The sequence below is a fragment of the Nocardia sp. NPDC004722 genome, from assembly GCF_053601505.1.
This window is the reverse complement of the sequence record NZ_JBSGBY010000127.1, coordinates 1-16,198: the sequence shown is the minus strand read 5'-3', so window position 1 is coordinate 16,198 and position 16,198 is coordinate 1. Positions and strand designations below refer to the sequence as shown.

Annotated in this window: 17 protein-coding genes; 5 read left to right on the top strand and 12 right to left on the bottom strand. The window is 67.9% G+C overall.

The window, feature by feature from the left end; all coding sequences use genetic code 11:
• The 3 genes from ACWELQ_RS15240 to ACWELQ_RS15230 form a co-directional block, all read right to left on the bottom strand.
• A partial coding sequence (locus ACWELQ_RS15240) for a FluC/FEX family fluoride channel (RefSeq protein WP_452397651.1) occupies positions 1–243 on the bottom strand: 243 nt, incomplete at its 3' end.
• A gap of 407 nt (positions 244–650) precedes the next feature.
• Positions 651–1,823 carry an FAD-dependent monooxygenase gene (locus ACWELQ_RS15235; RefSeq protein ID WP_452397650.1) on the bottom strand — a complete coding sequence of 391 codons (1,173 nt, stop codon included), beginning with the start codon at positions 1,821–1,823 and terminating at the stop codon, positions 651–653.
• 112 nt (positions 1,824–1,935) lie between these two features.
• A complete protein-coding gene (locus ACWELQ_RS15230; protein ID WP_452397649.1) occupies positions 1,936–2,763 on the bottom strand; it encodes a helix-turn-helix domain-containing protein in 828 nt (275 codons plus the stop codon).
• 84 nt (positions 2,764–2,847) lie between these two features.
• Here ACWELQ_RS15230 and ACWELQ_RS15225 point away from each other — a divergent pair, with 84 nt between their 5' ends.
• On the top strand, positions 2,848–3,600 hold the full coding sequence (locus ACWELQ_RS15225) for an SDR family oxidoreductase (RefSeq protein ID WP_452397648.1): 753 nt from the start codon (positions 2,848–2,850) through the stop codon (positions 3,598–3,600).
• A gap of 17 nt (positions 3,601–3,617) precedes the next feature.
• Here ACWELQ_RS15225 and ACWELQ_RS15220 read toward each other — a convergent pair whose 3' ends face one another.
• Positions 3,618–4,031: a hypothetical protein gene (locus ACWELQ_RS15220; protein ID WP_452397647.1), complete on the bottom strand. Its 414-nt coding sequence runs from the start codon at positions 4,029–4,031 to the stop codon at positions 3,618–3,620.
• Positions 4,032–4,237: 206 nt separating this feature from the next.
• Between ACWELQ_RS15220 and ACWELQ_RS15215 the strand changes: the two genes are divergently transcribed.
• Complete coding sequence (locus ACWELQ_RS15215; protein WP_452397646.1) at positions 4,238–4,657, top strand: SRPBCC family protein; 420 nt, start codon at positions 4,238–4,240, stop codon at positions 4,655–4,657.
• On the opposite strand, the gene ACWELQ_RS15210 is transcribed toward ACWELQ_RS15215, so the two are convergent.
• The 4 genes from ACWELQ_RS15210 to ACWELQ_RS15195 form a co-directional block, all read right to left on the bottom strand.
• Positions 4,648–5,193 carry an NUDIX domain-containing protein gene (locus ACWELQ_RS15210; RefSeq protein WP_452397645.1) on the bottom strand — a complete coding sequence of 182 codons (546 nt, stop codon included), beginning with the start codon at positions 5,191–5,193 and terminating at the stop codon, positions 4,648–4,650. The genes ACWELQ_RS15215 and ACWELQ_RS15210 overlap by 10 nt on opposite strands.
• A gap of 39 nt (positions 5,194–5,232) precedes the next feature.
• Positions 5,233–5,718: a DUF2231 domain-containing protein gene (locus ACWELQ_RS15205; protein ID WP_452397644.1), complete on the bottom strand. Its 486-nt coding sequence runs from the start codon at positions 5,716–5,718 to the stop codon at positions 5,233–5,235.
• 152 nt (positions 5,719–5,870) lie between these two features.
• Entirely contained in the window at positions 5,871–6,425 is a 555-nt protein-coding gene (locus ACWELQ_RS15200; protein ID WP_452397643.1) for an NADAR family protein, read from the bottom strand.
• Positions 6,426–6,650: 225 nt separating this feature from the next.
• Entirely contained in the window at positions 6,651–7,835 is a 1,185-nt protein-coding gene (locus ACWELQ_RS15195) for a hypothetical protein (protein WP_452397642.1), read from the bottom strand.
• A 165-nt stretch (positions 7,836–8,000) separates the two neighbouring features.
• On the opposite strand from ACWELQ_RS15195, the gene ACWELQ_RS15190 reads away from it, so the two are divergent.
• A complete protein-coding gene (locus tag ACWELQ_RS15190; RefSeq protein WP_452397641.1) occupies positions 8,001–9,260 on the top strand; it encodes an FAD-binding oxidoreductase in 1,260 nt (419 codons plus the stop codon).
• 149 nt (positions 9,261–9,409) lie between these two features.
• Positions 9,410–10,216, top strand: a complete 807-nt coding sequence (locus ACWELQ_RS15185) for an SDR family NAD(P)-dependent oxidoreductase (RefSeq protein WP_452397640.1) — start codon at positions 9,410–9,412, stop codon at positions 10,214–10,216.
• 173 nt (positions 10,217–10,389) lie between these two features.
• On the opposite strand, the gene ACWELQ_RS15180 is transcribed toward ACWELQ_RS15185, so the two are convergent.
• The 4 genes from ACWELQ_RS15180 to ctaC all read right to left on the bottom strand — a co-directional run bounded on the left by ACWELQ_RS15180 (position 10,390) and on the right by ctaC (position 14,187).
• Entirely contained in the window at positions 10,390–11,997 is a 1,608-nt protein-coding gene (locus ACWELQ_RS15180; RefSeq protein WP_452397639.1) for an MFS transporter, read from the bottom strand.
• Positions 11,997–12,530: a PadR family transcriptional regulator gene (locus ACWELQ_RS15175; RefSeq protein ID WP_452397638.1), complete on the bottom strand. Its 534-nt coding sequence runs from the start codon at positions 12,528–12,530 to the stop codon at positions 11,997–11,999. Before ACWELQ_RS15175 ends, ACWELQ_RS15180 begins: the two co-directional genes overlap by 1 nt.
• Before the next feature lie 97 nt (positions 12,531–12,627).
• Positions 12,628–13,044, bottom strand: a complete 417-nt coding sequence (locus tag ACWELQ_RS15170; protein WP_452397637.1) for a cytochrome c oxidase subunit 4 — start codon at positions 13,042–13,044, stop codon at positions 12,628–12,630.
• A gap of 12 nt (positions 13,045–13,056) precedes the next feature.
• Positions 13,057–14,187 (bottom strand): aa3-type cytochrome oxidase subunit II, encoded by a 1,131-nt coding sequence (gene ctaC / locus ACWELQ_RS15165; RefSeq protein WP_452397636.1) that lies wholly within the window; start codon positions 14,185–14,187, stop codon positions 13,057–13,059.
• A 316-nt stretch (positions 14,188–14,503) separates the two neighbouring features.
• Here ctaC and asnB point away from each other — a divergent pair.
• On the top strand, positions 14,504–16,198 hold a 1,695-nt coding region (asnB, locus tag ACWELQ_RS15160), incomplete at its 3' end, for an asparagine synthase (glutamine-hydrolyzing) (protein ID WP_452397635.1).

Below are 16,198 nucleotides of genomic sequence, written 5' to 3'. Positions count from 1 at the left end.
CAGGAACGTGGCCCAGGGAAACCCGCCGGACGGGGTGGGCCACAGCTGTGCGAGACCGTAGCGGGCGAGCGCGCCGACCGCGCCGCCGACCGAGATCACCACCAGGATCCCGCCGTGCGAGCGGGACAGTTCCTGCCGCTGCCGGGGCTGATGGATGTCGACATCGGGGTCGACGGGTTCCTCACCCGCAGCACTGGATTCCAGGCTCGCTGCGCCGCCGGGCGTGGTCAGCTCACTGGTCACAGACGTCTCCTACTCCATACCGTCGCAACAGGTCGTCGCAACGGACTAGTGGGGTAGGGACTGTTGGTGGCGATGCCACGGTTGTTCCGGAATCGATCCGGAGCGGCGAGCCCCACCGCCGCAACTTCGCCAGAATAATCGACGGATCCACTCGGCCGGTTCGAGAGTGAACGAAATCACCCGCGATCGGCGCGGACGGCCGCGCCATCGGAACACCCGTCACGAGCGACGGCCCGCGCCTCCGCGGCGCGGGCTGATCGTGAATGGAGTTCGTAGCAGGTCGGCCGCTGTTCGCGCAGATCGAAGAGGCCGGGCGCAGGACGTGGCGGCGGGCGACAACGGCGATCGGCCCGCACTCCTGCGAGTGCGGGCCGTCGAATACCGTTGCGGGCGAACGTCGTTGCGGATCAACGGTTGGCCAGCTCCGAGAGCTGGAAGGCCAGGTTGCGGCGGAAGGCCGGGATGCGGGCGGCCGTGCTGATGATCAGGTTGCGGACCAGGCGGGCGGGGAGCGGCTTCAGGGTGGCCATGCGGGTGACGCGGTCGGTGAACTTCACGACGCCGAGAGCGACTGGGCGGCGGGTGGTTTCATACTCGTCGAGGGTGGCGGCGGGGGCTCCGTCGACGACGGCAGCCAGCAGGCGGCCGAGCATGGCGGCGTCCTGGATGCCGGTGTTCATGCCCTGGCCGCCGGCGGGGCTGTGCACGTGGGCGGCGTCGCCCGCGAGCAGGATGCGGCCCGCGCGGTAGTGGTCGGCGACCCGGTGGTGCACGCGGAAACGCGAGCTCCAGACGATCTCCTCGACCTTCACGTGCGCGCCGGGGCGGCGGGCGTCGACCAGCGCCTGCACGTAGGCCAGGTCCTGGTGTTCGGGGGCCTCGGCGACGGTGGCGACGATGCGGTAGCGGTTGGGCTGCGGGTCGGGCAGCGGCGCGACCACGGTGACGCCCTCGGGCGACAGGTGCAGCGACACCTCGTCGCGCGGGTCCGGCCAGGTCATGCGGACGTCGGCGAGGACGAACGATTCGGGGTAGGTCGAGCCGGTGAAGCCGATGCCCGCGGCCTCGCGGACCACGCTGTGCATGCCGTCCGCGCCGATGAGCCATTGCGCGCGAAGGGAATTCGCGGTGCCGTCGGCGGCGGTGTACTCGACGGTGACCCCGTCGGTGTCCTGGGTGACGGCGGTGACCTCGGTGTGCCGGTAGACCTGCCCGCCCGCCTTCTCGAGCCGGGCCAGCAGGATCGCCTCGGTGGATTCCTGGCCGATCATCACGGTGTAGGGGTACTTGGTGGGCAGTCCCGCGAAGGAGATGCGGGCCAGGGCGCGGTCGCCGTCGTGCATGACGAAGTTGGGCACCACGATGCCGTGCTCGTGCAACTGCTCGGTGATGCCGAACTCCTCGAGGACCTCGAGGGTGCGGGCGTGCACGACCACCGCGCGGGAAGTGTTGGCGCCCTCGGCCAGCTTGTCGAGCAGCACCACGTCCACACCCGCGTCGGCGAGGGCGATGCCCGCGGTCATTCCGGCGGGACCGGCACCCACGATGACGACCGAGGCGGTGGCGGGAACGGTGTTCATGACGACTCCTGAAGCTCTGCCAACATTTGTTGGCCAACGTCTGTTGAATTAGACGATACGACCCGGTCGCAGCCATGTCAACACATGTTGGCCAACATCTGTTGGCAACTTCTCAGCGGTCCGTCACCCCTGCCAGCGACTGGAACACGCTCGCGGTCCGGGTGTTTGGCGTCGCGCAGTAGACGATGACCCGCTGATCCGTGTCGGACACATGCAACACCTGGCAGTGGAAGTCCAGCGGCCCGAAGTCCGGATGCCGCACCCGCTTTCGATGCGTCCGCCGCACCTGCACATCGTGCGCGCCCCACATCTCGGCGAAACGCGGAGCGGTGCCCAGCATTTCGGTCACCAGCGCCGACAACTCCGGATGCCCCGGATACCGCGCACAGGCCGCCCGCAGATCCGCCACGACGGCACGCGCGAAGTCCCGGGTATCGGCATCCGCCCACTGCGGATGATCGGCAGCCTCCCGAAACATCCACCGCACCATATTCCGCTCACTCCCCGGCACCCCGTCGAGATCACCGAGAAACGGCCCCGCCGCCCGATTCCACGCCAGCACCTCATAGGTCGCGTCCACCACATAGGCGGGTGCCGCCAAACTATCGAGAATCACCTGAATAGGCTGCGCCACACTCCGATTCGGCCCGGCAGTCGCCGGCGGCTGCTCCCCCGCCACCCGAAACATGTACTCCCGCTCATCCACGGTGAGCATCAAAGCCCGAGCCAACGCCGACAACACCTGCCGCGACGGCTTCGCCCCCCGCGCCTGCTCCATCCGAATGTAGTAGTCCACCGAAATCCCAGCGAGCTGCGCCACCTCCTGCCGCCGCAACCCCGGCGCCCGCCGATTGAGCCCCTCCGGCAGACCGACGTCGCCGGGCGTCAGCCGATTACGCCGAGCCTTCAGAAAGGCCGCTAATTCGCTCCTGTCAGCCATGGCTCAAGTGTGAGCCGATGTCCCAGCTTTGGGGGGTACAAGTTGTGCCTCCCGCGGAAAGTCCAGCGGGGCGATGCTTTTCACATGAGCAGAAAAGCATTTATCACCGGGGCCAACAAGGGCATCGGGTATGAGACCGCACGTCAGCTGGCTGCACGGGGGATGACCGTTTTGGTCGGGGCCCGGGATGCCGGACTTGGGCAGGCTGCCGTTGACAAGCTGCGCGCCGAGGGCGCGGACGCCCACTTTGTCCAGATCGATGTCAGCGATGAGGAATCCGTCAATGCGGCTGCGGCACGCATCGAAGCCGAGTTCGGTGGGCTGGATGTTCTTGTCAACAATGCCGCCATTACCGGCGGGATGGAGGGTGATGGGAAGGCGTCCTCCGGCACTCTCGCCACCCTGCGCCGGGTGTACGAGACCAATGTGTTCGGGCTGTTCGCCGTCACCAATGCGTTGCTGCCACTATTGCGGGAGTCGGAGGCGGGGCGAATCGTCAACGTGTCCAGTGAGGTCGGGTCGCTGACGCTGCGCACGGATCCGAACAATCCGATGTCGCAAATGGTTTCGGCGATTCCGTACACCTCCTCGAAGACGGCCGTGAGCATGGTGACGGTCCTCTACGCGATGGAGTTGCGCGATACCGCGATCAAGGTGAACGCCGCCAATCCGGGGTATACCGCCACGGATCTCAATGGCAACAGTGGTTTCCGCACCGTCGAGCAGGGCGCGGAGCCGAGTGTGCACCTGGCGACGCTGCCCGAGGACGGGCCGTCGGGCACGTTCTGGGGCTTCCTGTGGGGCGGGGAGCAGGAGTACGGCCCGATCCCCTGGTGAGCGGTGATCGCCGGGGGTCAATAGCCGAGCGACGGCGGGTCACCGCGGTGCCACATGTCACCGCCGTCGCGCTGGCAGCGGGCCTGCCACCATTCGTGCAGTTCCCGGCAGTGGTGGATGAACCACCAGTCGCCCGTGTCCTGGGGCTGCTGCCGCTGGCCCGGCCACTCGCTCTGCCCCTGGCCCGGCCACTCGCTCTGCCCCTGGCCCGGCCACTGGTTCTGCCCCTGCCCCTGGCCCGGCCATTGCCCTTGATCCTGTCCCGGCTGCTGGCCCTGGTCCGATCCCGGGTCTTGCCCCTGGTATCCGCCATGGTGATCGGCGAGGGCGATCGCCATGGGCGAGGCGGCCTGGGCCGTGGTGACACCGGTCGCCAGCGGAACGGTGATCAGGGCGGCCGCGATCAGTGCGGGCCCGAGTCTGACGATCATATATTTCACTTTTCGTATCGCATTGTGCACCAATACGATCCATGATCGTTTCCCCCGGCCCTTCCGATGCGTGGACCGCGACGACCATTGAACGCCGTTTGTGTCACGACACAAGGGCATTCGGTCGTCGGCTGCCGCGGATCTTCAGGTTTTCAACACATTCAACTGTCCATCCGGCTGGACAGCGCGCTTGCTAGGGTGCGCACATGTGGGAGTACGAACACAGCGCCGAGACCACCGTGCCCCGGGAGGCGCTGTGGCGCAGCTGGTCCGACCCGAACCGCTGGGCGGAATGGAATCCGGGAATCGAAACCTTCGAGCTGGACGGGCCTTTCGCGCCGGGCACCACCTTCCGCATGACCTCGCCGGACGGCGACACCGTGCAGCTGCGCTTCGTCGAGATCGTCGACGGTGAGCTGTGGAGCGACGTGTTCCTCGGTGACGGCCTCGAAGTGCTCACCCAGCATCGCCTGGTGGCCTTGCCCTCCGGTGCGACGCGGGTCGTCTACCGCACCGAGATCACCGGCCCGGCCGCCGACACCCTCGGCCCCGAGATCGGCCCGCAGATCACCGCCGACTTCCCCGAGGTGGTGGCGGGCCTGATCGAGCACGCCGGTCAGGGCTGAGCCAGCTCGCCACGCCTTTCCCGCAGCAGCAGTAGCGAATACGCGGCCACGGTCTGCGCGTCGACGATCGCGCCCGCGCAGATCATGTCCTCCACCTCGTCGCGGGTGAACCACGCCGACTCCATGTCCGCCTCCGAGGGTTCCCGCTCGGGCGCGCCCGCCGTGAGCTCGGTGGCCAGCACGACATGCCCGTAGTGCGTGCTGGTCGCCGGGGCGGGCGCGATCTTGCCCAGCGGTGTCAGCCGCCCGGCCCGCAACCCCGTCTCCTCGCGTAACTCCTGCCGCGCCACCGCGATCGGATCGAACTCCGAGCCCGCCACCGCGCCGCCCGGGAACTCCCAGCACCGCCGCCGCAGCGGGTACCGGTACTGCTCCACCAGGTGCAAGCGCTCACCATCCCACGGGACGACGATCGCGAAGCACGCCTTCTCGATGAACGCGTACACGGACTTCTCCCCGTCCGCCTGCCGAACCTCGTCCTCACGCAGCGTGATCCACCGGTTCGAGTAGACCTCACGACTTCGAAGCGTCTCCATCCCCCGATCCTCCCCCACCGGCTCCCCGGATCTTGGTTGCTACTTCGCGTGACTGATCGGGGGTCGAGCAGCCACCCCATTCCAGCTGGACTGGGCCCCGGATTCGCCGATGCGATAGACCTGCACAGTCGCGGCGGCGCTCGCGGCGATGGTGAGCACGGCCACGCCACCGACCAGGAGGCGCGAGAGGGCACGGGCGTTGGACTCGCGGTAGTGCACGAATGCCAGCAGGGCGGCGACGACGAGCAGCGGCAGCGCGAAGAAGATCATCGTGTCGCCGAGGTGAGTGTGGTTGTGCAGCTCCGCGGTTCGCGGGACCCGCTTCTCCAGCCACTCGCCCGCGTCGGTGGTCACCGGCGTCATGACCACGACCACCACCGCCAGCGCGAGCACCAGCCACACCAGCCGCCGCCGGGCAGGTGCCCAGACCGCGCACAGTATTGCCAGCACCGCCGTCAACGGCACCAGCACCACGATCAGATGAACCAGCAGAACATGGGCGGGCAGCCCCGAGACGACCGACATCGGCACCTTCTCTCGAACGAACGTCAGCGCCCGAGTCTCCTCACCATCGCTGTGAACACGCTGAGCAGCCCGCCAGAACCCGCTGGGACCCACACCGATCGCCGAACGCAACCGGATCAGAACGCCTCTCAACGAGCGGCGGATCGCACGGACTAGACGTGACGGGCGGGAGCCAGGGCGGTGCGGGCGTCCATGAGGGCGAAGCCGAGCAGGTTGTCGCCGCGCCATTGGGCGGGGTCGGCGGCCGCGGGGTTCTCCGCGCCCAGGCCGATGCCCCAGATGGTGTCGCGGGGAGCGGCTTCCACGAGGACCTTGCCCGCGGTGGCGAGCAGGAAGTCGCGGAGCATGTCGTGCTGGCCGAATTTGGCGATGGAGCCGCGCAGCACGATGTCGTAGCGGTGGGCCTCCCAGGTGTCCTGGTCGAAGCCGGAGATGGCGCGGCCGAGGCGTTTCGCGTCCGCGGGGGTGTCGCTGGTGAGGATGCGGCCGCGCATGGGCTCGTCCCCGAACAGGCGGGCCTTCTCGGCCATCATGAAATGCTCCGCGCTGCCGTAGCTTTGACCGTCGACGGTGAATTCGACCGGCCACCACTGGCTGAGCACCCACTTGCCCACCTCGTGCCCCGGGGTGCGGGTGTGCCCCCAGAAGAAGAGGAACTCCGGTCTGGCCCCGTCCGCCATCTCAGCTGTCAGCTGTGCCCTGTCCACGCCGCGACCCTAGCCGACCCAGGTGACACGGTCGCCCGCTTAACCCGCCACACCGGCCAACGCGCCGCGAAACACCGCCATACCGGCCGAACTTCGCACCCGACGCCCACCGCGACGGCGCTCCCTCTGGTCGGCCTCCAGTCACGGCGGCGCTCACGTGCGCGGGCGTGCCGCGTTCGACGGTGCTTCTCGACTTCCGTTGTGGAGCCGCCTGCCTCGGCGGTGTCAGCGGGCGAGGGCGCGTAGTCGGGTCATGGTCTCGGCGGGCGGGTGGGCGGCGACCCGGTAGCGGGGTGGGTCGTAGCCGTCGGCGGGCGGGAGAGGTACCAGCCCGGCGACGTCGTTCCAGGCGACGCGGAAGATCTGGGCGTCGCGGGCGGTGAAGCAGATGTGGTCGGCCTTGGGGAGCAGGGTGGGCGGGCCGTCTGGCCAGGAGGTCATGGTGGTCTCGGTGCCGTCGGGCTCGTGCAGGTGCAGCAGGTCCGCGATCACGGCCGCCTGGTCGGGGTGGGCGCGCAGCCGCTCGGTCTGGGCGCGGTAGGCGTTGACCGCCAGCGTGATCGCGGCATGGCGAACGGCGGTGTGAGCGGGGTGGTCCGGGCCGACCGGCAGCGGGATCAGTTCCCCGTCGTCGTCGATGGTGTACGGCACCGTGGACAGCGGGCGCGGCGCGGTGTCGTGTCGCTCCTGTGCCAGCTGCTGCAAGCGCACCAGGGTTTCGGGCGTCGCGCCGAGGGCGATGAACATGCCCACGTGCGCGGGCAGGAAAAGCAGTGGCCGCGTGCCGGTTCGGGCCTGCACCCCCGATAGCCAGCCCGCGACCAGCGGTAGCGAGCCGACATAGCTCTCGCCGCCCTCGTCCGCGAATTCGAAGACCCGCACCCCCGGATCCGGTTCGAAGGTGGCCAGCGCGTTCATCGCGGGCTCGGTGAGATTGGTGTGCGCGACCGTGTACACCTCGTCGGCGTCGACGCCCCAGCGCGAAAGATCCTGCTCGGTAACGAATTGCACGGTGGTCGGCAGATCGATCACCACCAATTCCGACAGATACGGCAGCCGCGGCCGGGCGAGCACCGGATCGCGCCCGTCCCGCGCCGCGCCGTAGCCCGCGCGCCGCAGCACCGGGCGCAGCTTGGGCGCCACCCGATCCCAGTCCGGCGGCGCCTGCGGCGGCAGGATGAGACCGCCGACCGCCTCGAACACGGCCGCGCTGATCCGCCCGCCGAAGCGGCGATACAGGGTGTCCAGATCGAGTTTCGCGGCATATCCGTTCCTCAGCCGGTACGCGATCTCGTAGGCCCCGGGGTCGAAGTGCGCGGCCTCGACGGCGTCGTAGGCCAGCACCTGCGCCAACACCTTCTTGCCGAACCGATTTCGCCCCGAACCGAACATTCCGCCCAGGAAACCCATGGCGTGATGTTACGCGCGGATGGTGACCAGCGCCCTGGCAAACCTTCAGGGAACCCGTGTGCCACAACCGAAAACGCGCTGTTCACACCCTGTCTCCGCGGTGCTCATTGAGACGCCTGTCCAACTACGAGCACAATGCGCGTGACTATGGTTAGCTGTAGCGCCATGAGCACGCCCGTCTCCACCCACCCCGACGAATATCTGCCCCGCGACACCGCGGATGTGGTTCGGACCGTTCGGGATTCGCGACGTTCCACGAAACCGCTGATCATTCGGGGTGGGGAACGACCGGACGAGGAGCTCGGGCTGCCCGATCACGGCAGCGTGCTGAGCCTGCGCAGGATGAACCGGGTGCAGGTGGTGGACGCCGATGCCAGGACGGTGCGGGTGCAGGCGGGAGCCCGGCTCTCGGACATCGACCGCACCCTCGGCGCGCACGGACTGGGGCTGCCCATCGTCGGCGACCATCGGGACATCACGGCGGGCGGATTCGCGGCGGTGGGCGGGCTGTCGGCGGCCTCGCACCGTTTCGGCATGTTCAGCGACAATGTGGCCGAGCTCGAATACGTCGATCAGGACGGCCGTTTCGGCACCTGCGGGCGCACCCATCACGCCGAGCGGTTCCGGCGCATCCTGGGTGGCGGCGGGCGCACCGGGATCATCACGGCGCTCACCCTCGAGGTGACCGATGTGGACAAGGACCGCACCTGGCTCACCACCGACGCGCACCGCTTCCTGGACTTCGACACCTGGGTGGAGCACTCCTTCCGGGAGATCCAGTCGCCGGGCGATTCCATGCTGCAGGTGGGTCGTTGGATCGATACCCAGCCACTGAAGATGGCCCGACCGGTCGGTACCGGCACCGTGCAGCTCGGCACCGTGCGCTTCGGCCAGTGGTCGAGCCTGCACCCCACCACCCCCAACCTCTCGCTGCGCGCCCGCCGCGAGGTCGGCGCGCGGGCCCGAAAGTCGCTGGGCGCCATCGCCGCCTCCGCGGGCGGCCGCGCCGGTATGCCGGTCCGCAATGCCGCCGCGGGCGCGCTCATGTTCGCCCCGAAGGTGCTGACGCTGCGCGACGCGGAGTATCTGGCCGACACCGTCATCTCCTCCTCGGAGCGCGGGCCCGCCTATCGCGTCTCGGTTTTCGCTCCCCTCTCCAGCTACGCACGCGTCTTCCACCGCCTGCACGACCTGTTCGCCGGGCATCGCGAGAAGACCGGCTGCTTCACCGTCATGTCGGCCATGACCTATGGCGTGCGGTCCCGCTACCTGCGCGAACTCGACAATGAGGACCACGCCTTCATCACTTTCACCTGCCGGTTGCGGCCGGCCGCGCTGCCCTCGGAACTGTTGCGGGACATCGTCTCCGGAATCGACGACATCTGTGTCTCCGAACGCGCCCGCCGTTATGACCCGACCGAATAGAATGTGTTCCGCCACACCGCCAGCAATCGGTTAGCAGCCGTTCCTTCGGGATTCGGCTGAACAGCACAGCGGGGTGGCGGTATCGGCGCTGTCGGCGGGGTGCCGGTGCATGGTTCATGCTCAATCCTCAGATGAAGGTTGCCTGTCCCATGATCGAATTCCGTGCTGCCCGCCGCCCCCGTACCGCCGCTTCGCTCGCGGGTGAACTACCCATCGACGGCAAACGCATTGTCGTCACCGACGCCACCTCCGATATCGGCCGCGAAACCGCGCGATTACTCGGGTTCCACGGCGCCGAGGTAATCCTGGTCGCGCGCAACGGCTCTCAGCTGGTCGACGAGTGCGCCACCATCATCCAGGCCGGCGGCCGGGCGCACTGGTTCCGCTGCGACACCTCGGCGCTCGGCGATGTGGATCAACTCGTGGAGTGGCTGCTCACCGAGTTCGACACCGTCGACGTGCTGGTCAACAACACCGGCCGCCCCACCCGCCGCCCGGTCCTGCAATCGCTGGACCGCTTCCGCGACTATCAGCGCACCATGGCCGCCTACTACTTCGGCCCGCTGCGTCTGACCCTGGGCCTGCTGCCCGCCATGCTCGCGGGCGGTTCCGGCCACGTCGTGAACGTCGGACCGTGGAGCCCCGAAACCGGTGCGGCCCCGAACTTCTCCTCCTACGCCAGCGCCCAAGCCGCCTGGACCACCTTCGGCCAGTGCGCCGACGCCGAACTCTCCCCGCGCGGCATCCACGTCACCACGGTCCAATACCCGGCCCCCGCCATCGGCGCACACGGCCCGGAATCCACCACCCTGGACCCCGCCGAAGCGGCCCGCTGGATCGAATCCGCCATCCGCACCCGCCAACCCCAGCTGCAGCCGCGCTTCCCCCGCGCCCTGCTCGGCCTGGCGTCGATGTCGCCGCGCACCACCCGCTTGAAGCACGCCCTGGGCATCTGAACGCCCGATTCCCCAGTCCCGCACCACCCATATGAGGGGAGGGCGGGCCGCCGGGAGGACGTAGCCGACGGCCCGCCTTTCGAAACACCTTCCCCCACAGCCCTATTCCCGTGCGCACATCACCGCAGCTCCCGGCTGACGAACTCCGCAGCCCAACGGTCCACGCGCCCGGCTCAACGGTCGACGAGTGCCGCGTTCCGGGCGGCCGGCAGCGCGGCCGCAGCCACCGCAGCCGCCGCGGCCAGCCCTACGAGCACCAGCGCAGCACGGTGCAGTGCCTCGACGGATCCATGGTGGACGGCAACCGTTGCGTACCAACTGGCCAACGCACCCACACCGAACGAGGCCGCCACGCGCTGCACGATGCTGAACAACGTATTGGCATCCGCCAGCCGATCGGGCCGAACCGATTCCAGCATCACGCCGAGCAGCGGCGTGATCACCAGCCCGATGGCGGCGGCACGCACCGCCAGCACGGCGGCGGTCACCGCGATCGGCGTCCCGGCATCGATGGCCAGTAGCACCACACTCGCTCCCGCGAGCAGCGCGAATCCGCCGATCACAGTGGTGCGTAACGATATACGGCTCAGCACCCGAGGCCCGAGCGCGGTCGCGAGCCCGGTGATGATCCCCTGCGGCAGCAGCGCGAGCCCGGCAGCGAAGGCCGAATGGCCCTGCGCGGTCTGCAGAAAGACCGGAAGCAGGAAGACCGCCGCGAAAGTGATCACCGAGGCCAACGCGCACAACAGCAACGCCAGCCGCGAGGTGCGATACCGAACGAGCGCCAAATCCAACGCCGGATGTTCCTGGCGCGCAGCCCATCCGCCATAAGCCCCGAGCAGCACCGCACCAATAACCACCGGCACCCAGGTGGCCATATCACCCCAGCCGTCCGATCCGGCCCGACCGATACCGAACAGCGACAACGTCAACCCACTCGCCAGCAACACCATGCCGACCGGATCGAAACGAACACCGACCGTTCCTCTCGGTGCCAGCCGCTCCGGAATCCACCGGGCCGCCAACACCGCCGACACCCCGACGGGAACATTGATCAGAAAGATCGCACGCCACCCCACCCCCGCAATCAATGCCCCACCCAAACTCGGCCCCAACGCCGGACCCAAAAACAACATCACACCGGCCACCGGCGACATCCCCCGCGCGCCTCCACCGCCGCGCACTCCGCCCCTACCGCGTCCGTCCCCACCGATGCGGCTGTCACCGCCGGCGCCAGCGCGATCCCCACCAGTGCCGCCAATTCCCCCGCCACTACCAGGTTCACGGCCCCAGCCGCTGCCACCGGTACCGCTTTCAGCCCCGAGATCGCTGCTGTCGCGGCTGATCTCACCGCCTCCGAGGCCGGCGCTGGCGCGATCACCATCACCGCTGCCGCCGAGCAGCATGCTCATGGCCAGCGGGACCAGTGGTGCGCCCGAAAGGCCCTGGAGGGCACGAGCTCCCACCAGAACTTCGGCGGTGGGGGCGAGGGCGCAGGCCAGGGAGGCGAGGGTGAAGGCTGCCAGGGCGGTGCGGTAGACCGGGAGGGTTCCGAAACGGCGGGCCAGGTAGGAGACAGTGGCCAGGCCGGTGCCCATGGCGAGCAGGTAGCCGCTGACCGTCCAGCTGACCACGGTCAAATCGGCGTGCAGGCCGTGGGCGATGGGCGTGACCGCCACGTTCACGATGCTCGAATCCAGCATGGAGAGTAGCGGTCCGGCGAGCAGGGCGTACTGGACGATCGGGCCGAGGCGGGTCGGCTGTTCGGACGCGAGGTCCATCATTCCCCCTGCGGCGTCACCGGTGCCGTCGCGGCGAGGGCGCCTAGTGCGCCGAGCCATTCGATTTCGCGCTCGCCGCGGTCGATCAGTTCCCCGGTGATCTGCGGGCCCCACAGTTCGTGGCCGGTTCGGGCGCTCAGTGCGCGCAGGCGGTCCAGCCGGGCACGCACCGCGTTCTCCCGGGCGTCCAGGACGCGGGCGCGTTCCTCGGGGGTCAGCATCGCGAATTGGGCTACCCGGGCGAGGAATTCGGTTTCGTCCCCGGCCTGCCCCGGCGGCAGCTCGGTGAGCATGTCTTGCAACAGTTCCCGCCCGACCGCGGTCAGGGTGTACACGTGCCGGGCGGGTCGCCCCTGCTGTTCCTCGGCGGTCTTGTCGACGGCCCCGGCCTCCTCGAAGCGCCGCAGCGCCGGGTACAGCGCATTGTTGTTCAGGGTCACGCCGGTGTTCTCCTCGACGTGTTTGCGCAGTTCATAGCCGTGGGCGGGGGCGCGCATCAGATGCCTGAGGATCAGGACTTCCACATAGGACATGTAATCCAGCTTAACCTAGGTTCAACTGGACTAATAGAGCCAAAAAAGCGCCCCATCCGAAAACGGATGGGGCGCTTCAGGTCTTACGTCAGCAGCGTCAGTGCTTTTCCGGGCCGAGGTGGTACTCGAACACCAGACCGGCCGCGGCGGCCAGGATGGAGATGACGCCGATCGCGATCAGCCAGTACTGGAAGAACGCGAAGCCCAGGGCGGTGATGGAACCCGCGCCCGCGAGCAGGATGGGCCAGAACGAGCCGGGCGAGAAGAAGCCCAGGTCGCCGGCGCCGTCGACGATCTCCGCCTCCTCGTAGTCCTCCGGGCGGAGGTCGAGGCGGCGGGCCACGAAGCGGAAGTAGGTGGCCACGATCAGCGCCAGACCGGCCGACAGCACGATGGCGGTGGTGCCCGCCCACTCGACGCCGGTCCGGGAGCGGCCCGTGAAGTAGCCGTAGACCACGGCCACGATCACGAAGAAGACCGTGATCAGTTCGAAGATGCGAGCTTCGACCTTCATGTCAGTTCATCCTCACTTGGCGTCGGCGAGTTCGTTACCGCGCGCCTTGCGGTCGGTGTTGAACGGCTTGGTGGAAGTGGCCACGGGCGATTCGCCGATGCTGGCGAGCGCCTCGCCATTGGTCTTGAGCGGGTTCTTGGACCGGAAGTCCATGTACTGCGCGAACTTCGCGGGGGACACCACGCGGATCTCGAAGTTCATCATCGAGTGGAAGGTGCCGCACATCTCGGCGCAACGGCCGACGAACGCGCCTTCCTTCTCGATCTTGGTGATCTGGAAGACGTTGTCCGAGTTGTTCTGCTTCGGGTTCGGCATCACGTCGCGCTTGAACAGGAACTCCGGCACCCAGAAGGAGTGGATGACGTCCGCGGCGGCCAGCTGGAACTCGATATTGCGACCCGACGGCAGGACCAGCACCGGCACCTCGTTGGAGGTACCCGTGGTCTCGACCTTGTCGTAGTGCAGGTAGGAGATGTCATTGGCAGGCAGGCCGTTGTTCGGGCCGGGCTGCGGGTGGCCATCCTTGGTCGCTTCCTTGTAGCGATCCTTGATGTCTGCGTTCATGTCCTGGCGCTCGGTGTCGACACCGTCGAAGGTGTAGCGCGCCTGGCCGTCGACGGCCATGTCCACGTGCTGGTAGCCGAACTTCCAGTTCCACTGGAAGGCGGTCACGTCGACGGTGACATCCGGGTTGGCGACCTTCTCGTGCACGTAGTTCTGCACGACCACGGTGAAGTAGAACAGCACCGCGATGATCACGAACGGGATGGCCGTGTAGCTCAGCTCCAGCGGCACGTTGTAACCGGTCTGGCGCGGGAACTCCGGGGAGTTCGGCTTCTTGCGGTGGAAGGCCACGGTCCAGAAGGTCAGACCCCAGACCAGCACACCCATCGCCAGCGCGGCGAGCACGGACCAGGTCCACAGCTCGCGCATCTTGGTGGCCTGCGGCGTGATGCCCGAGGGCCAGCCGAACCGAAGCCACGGGTTGTCGATCGAGCAGCCGGAGACGAGCATCGCGGTCATCCCCAAGGACACCGCCAGCCCGGCCCGCCGAAGGATGCGGCCCCGCCGACCCTGGGCGGGTCGTGCCCCTGTCGCCTCGCTCGCCTTTTGCGCCACGCTCAACGCCTTCCTGGTCGTCATTCCGACAACGCGCCGCCCCGGCTCCCTTCCGCCGGGCGACACATTTTCAGCACAGTTTGGGGCCTCGGGGAGGATACGCGCGAACGCGGAACCGACCCTGAGAGTTTCCCAAGTACTACGCAGCGTAGACCAAGAAACCGCCCCTGTTGTGACGGGGTCCGGTTCGACACTCCGGAAACCTCGTAAGCAGTGGATACGGGCTCTGGCGGCGGGATCCGACCGGGTACGGCATACTCGGGCAGTAGGTTTCGCGTCGTGCGTGCCCGTGTGGGTACGCGCCCAAATCCTTTGATTCCGGAAAGAGGTTGCTGCCGCAGTGTGTGGACTGCTCGGATTTCTGACAGCTGGCACGGGTACCACCGCTGACGGGCGGACCGTCGAGACGACGGCGGCACAGGTTTACGAGGCGCTGCACTGCCAGCGCCACCGCGGCCCCGACGAGCGCGGCACCTGGACCGATGACCGGATGATCTTCGGTTTCAACCGCCTCTCGATCATCGATATCGAGCATTCGCATCAGCCGCTGCGCTGGGGTCCGCCGGAGAACCCCGAGCGCTACGCCATGACCTTCAACGGCGAGATCTACAACTATCTCGAGCTGCGCGCCGAACTGAAGGAGGCGCACGAGGCCGAGTTCGGCGACGCGCCCATGTTCCGCACCGAGGGTGACGGCGAGGCCATCGTCGCGGCCTTCCATTACTGGGGCACCAAGGCGCCGAGCAAGCTGCGCGGCATGTTCGCCTTCGCCATCTGGGATACCGAGCTGAACAAGCTGTTCCTGGCGCGCGACCCGTTCGGCATCAAGCCGCTGTTCATCGCGACCGGCGACGGCGGGACCGCCTTCTCCAGCGAGAAGAAGAGCCTGCTGGGTCTGCTTCCCGCGCTGGAGCTTTCCGACGAGCTGGATCCGCGGGCGCTCGAGCACTACACGGTGCTGCAGTACGTGCCCGAGGCCGAGACCCTGCACAAGAACGTCCGCCGCCTCGAATCCGGCTGCTACGCCTGGATCGAGCCGGGCGAGGCGCCGCGCGTGACCCGCTACTTCAACCCGCAGTTCCGGGTGCAGAAGTTCGCGGCCGGGTCGGAGGCCAAGCGCTACAAGGAGATCGCCGAGGCACTCGAGGACTCCGTCGCCAAGCACATGCGCGCGGACGTCACCGTCGGCGCGTTCCTCTCCGGCGGCATCGACTCGACCGCCACCGCGGCGCTGGCGATTCGCCACAACCCGAACCTGCTCACCTTCACCTCGGCGTTCGAGCGGCACGGCTACTCGGAGGCCGATGTGGCCGCCGAGACCGCCGCCGCGATCGGCGCGAAGCACTACGTGCGCATGGTCTCCCCCGAGGAGTACGCGGCCGCGATCCCCGAGATCGTCTGGTACCTCGACGAACCCGTCGCCGATCCGGCGCTGGTGCCGCTGTACTTCGTCGCCAAGGAGGCCCGCAAGCACGTCAAGGTGGTGCTCTCGGGTGAGGGCGCCGACGAGCTGTTCGGTGGCTACACCATCTACCGGGAGCCGTTGTCGCTCAAGCCGTTCGAGTACCTGCCCAAGGGCCTGCGCAAGCTGGCGGGCAAGCTGTCGGACCGGATTCCGGAGGGCACCCGGGGCAAGAGCCTGCTCAATCGCGGTTCGCTGACCCTCGAGGAGCGCTACTACGGCAATGCCCGCAGCTTCAACGACGCCCAATTGCGTTCGGTGCTGCGCGAATTCCGGCCCGAGTGGACGCATCAGGACGTGACCGCCCCCATCTACGCCATGCAGGGCTACGACTGGGATCCGGTCGCGCGCATGCAGCATCTGGACCTGTTCACCTGGTTGCGCGGCGACATCCTGGTCAAGGCCGACAAGATGACCATGGCCAACTCCCTGGAGTTGCGCGTCCCGTTCCTGGACCCCGAGGTCTTCAAGGTCGCCGAGAAGATCCCGGTCGAGCAGAAGATCACCAAGGAAACCACCAAATACGCCCTGCGCCAGGCGCTCACGGACATCGTCCCCCCGCATGTCCTCAAC

Excerpts from the sequence above, each read along its gene's own strand:
- ACWELQ_RS15220 (WP_452397647.1), bottom strand. The coding sequence starts at position 4,031 with ATGATCGTCAGACTCGGGCCCGCACTGATCGCGGCCGCCCTGATCACC.
- ACWELQ_RS15190 (WP_452397641.1), top strand. The coding sequence starts at position 8,001 with ATGAGCACGCCCGTCTCCACCCACCCCGACGAATATCTGCCCCGCGAC.
- ACWELQ_RS15170 (WP_452397637.1), bottom strand. The coding sequence starts at position 13,044 with ATGAAGGTCGAAGCTCGCATCTTCGAACTGATCACGGTCTTCTTCGTG.
- ACWELQ_RS15210 (WP_452397645.1), bottom strand. The coding sequence starts at position 5,193 with ATGGAGACGCTTCGAAGTCGTGAGGTCTACTCGAACCGGTGGATCACG.
- ctaC (WP_452397636.1), bottom strand. The coding sequence starts at position 14,187 with ATGACGACCAGGAAGGCGTTGAGCGTGGCGCAAAAGGCGAGCGAGGCG.
- ACWELQ_RS15185 (WP_452397640.1), top strand. The coding sequence starts at position 9,410 with ATGATCGAATTCCGTGCTGCCCGCCGCCCCCGTACCGCCGCTTCGCTC.
- ACWELQ_RS15205 (WP_452397644.1), bottom strand. The coding sequence starts at position 5,718 with ATGTCGGTCGTCTCGGGGCTGCCCGCCCATGTTCTGCTGGTTCATCTG.
- ACWELQ_RS15175 (WP_452397638.1), bottom strand. The coding sequence starts at position 12,530 with ATGTCCTATGTGGAAGTCCTGATCCTCAGGCATCTGATGCGCGCCCCC.
- ACWELQ_RS15195 (WP_452397642.1), bottom strand. The coding sequence starts at position 7,835 with ATGGGTTTCCTGGGCGGAATGTTCGGTTCGGGGCGAAATCGGTTCGGC.
- ACWELQ_RS15180 (WP_452397639.1), bottom strand. The coding sequence starts at position 11,997 with ATGGACCTCGCGTCCGAACAGCCGACCCGCCTCGGCCCGATCGTCCAG.
- ACWELQ_RS15215 (WP_452397646.1), top strand. The coding sequence starts at position 4,238 with ATGTGGGAGTACGAACACAGCGCCGAGACCACCGTGCCCCGGGAGGCG.
- ACWELQ_RS15230 (WP_452397649.1), bottom strand. The coding sequence starts at position 2,763 with ATGGCTGACAGGAGCGAATTAGCGGCCTTTCTGAAGGCTCGGCGTAAT.
- ACWELQ_RS15225 (WP_452397648.1), top strand. The coding sequence starts at position 2,848 with ATGAGCAGAAAAGCATTTATCACCGGGGCCAACAAGGGCATCGGGTAT.
- ACWELQ_RS15235 (WP_452397650.1), bottom strand. The coding sequence starts at position 1,823 with ATGAACACCGTTCCCGCCACCGCCTCGGTCGTCATCGTGGGTGCCGGT.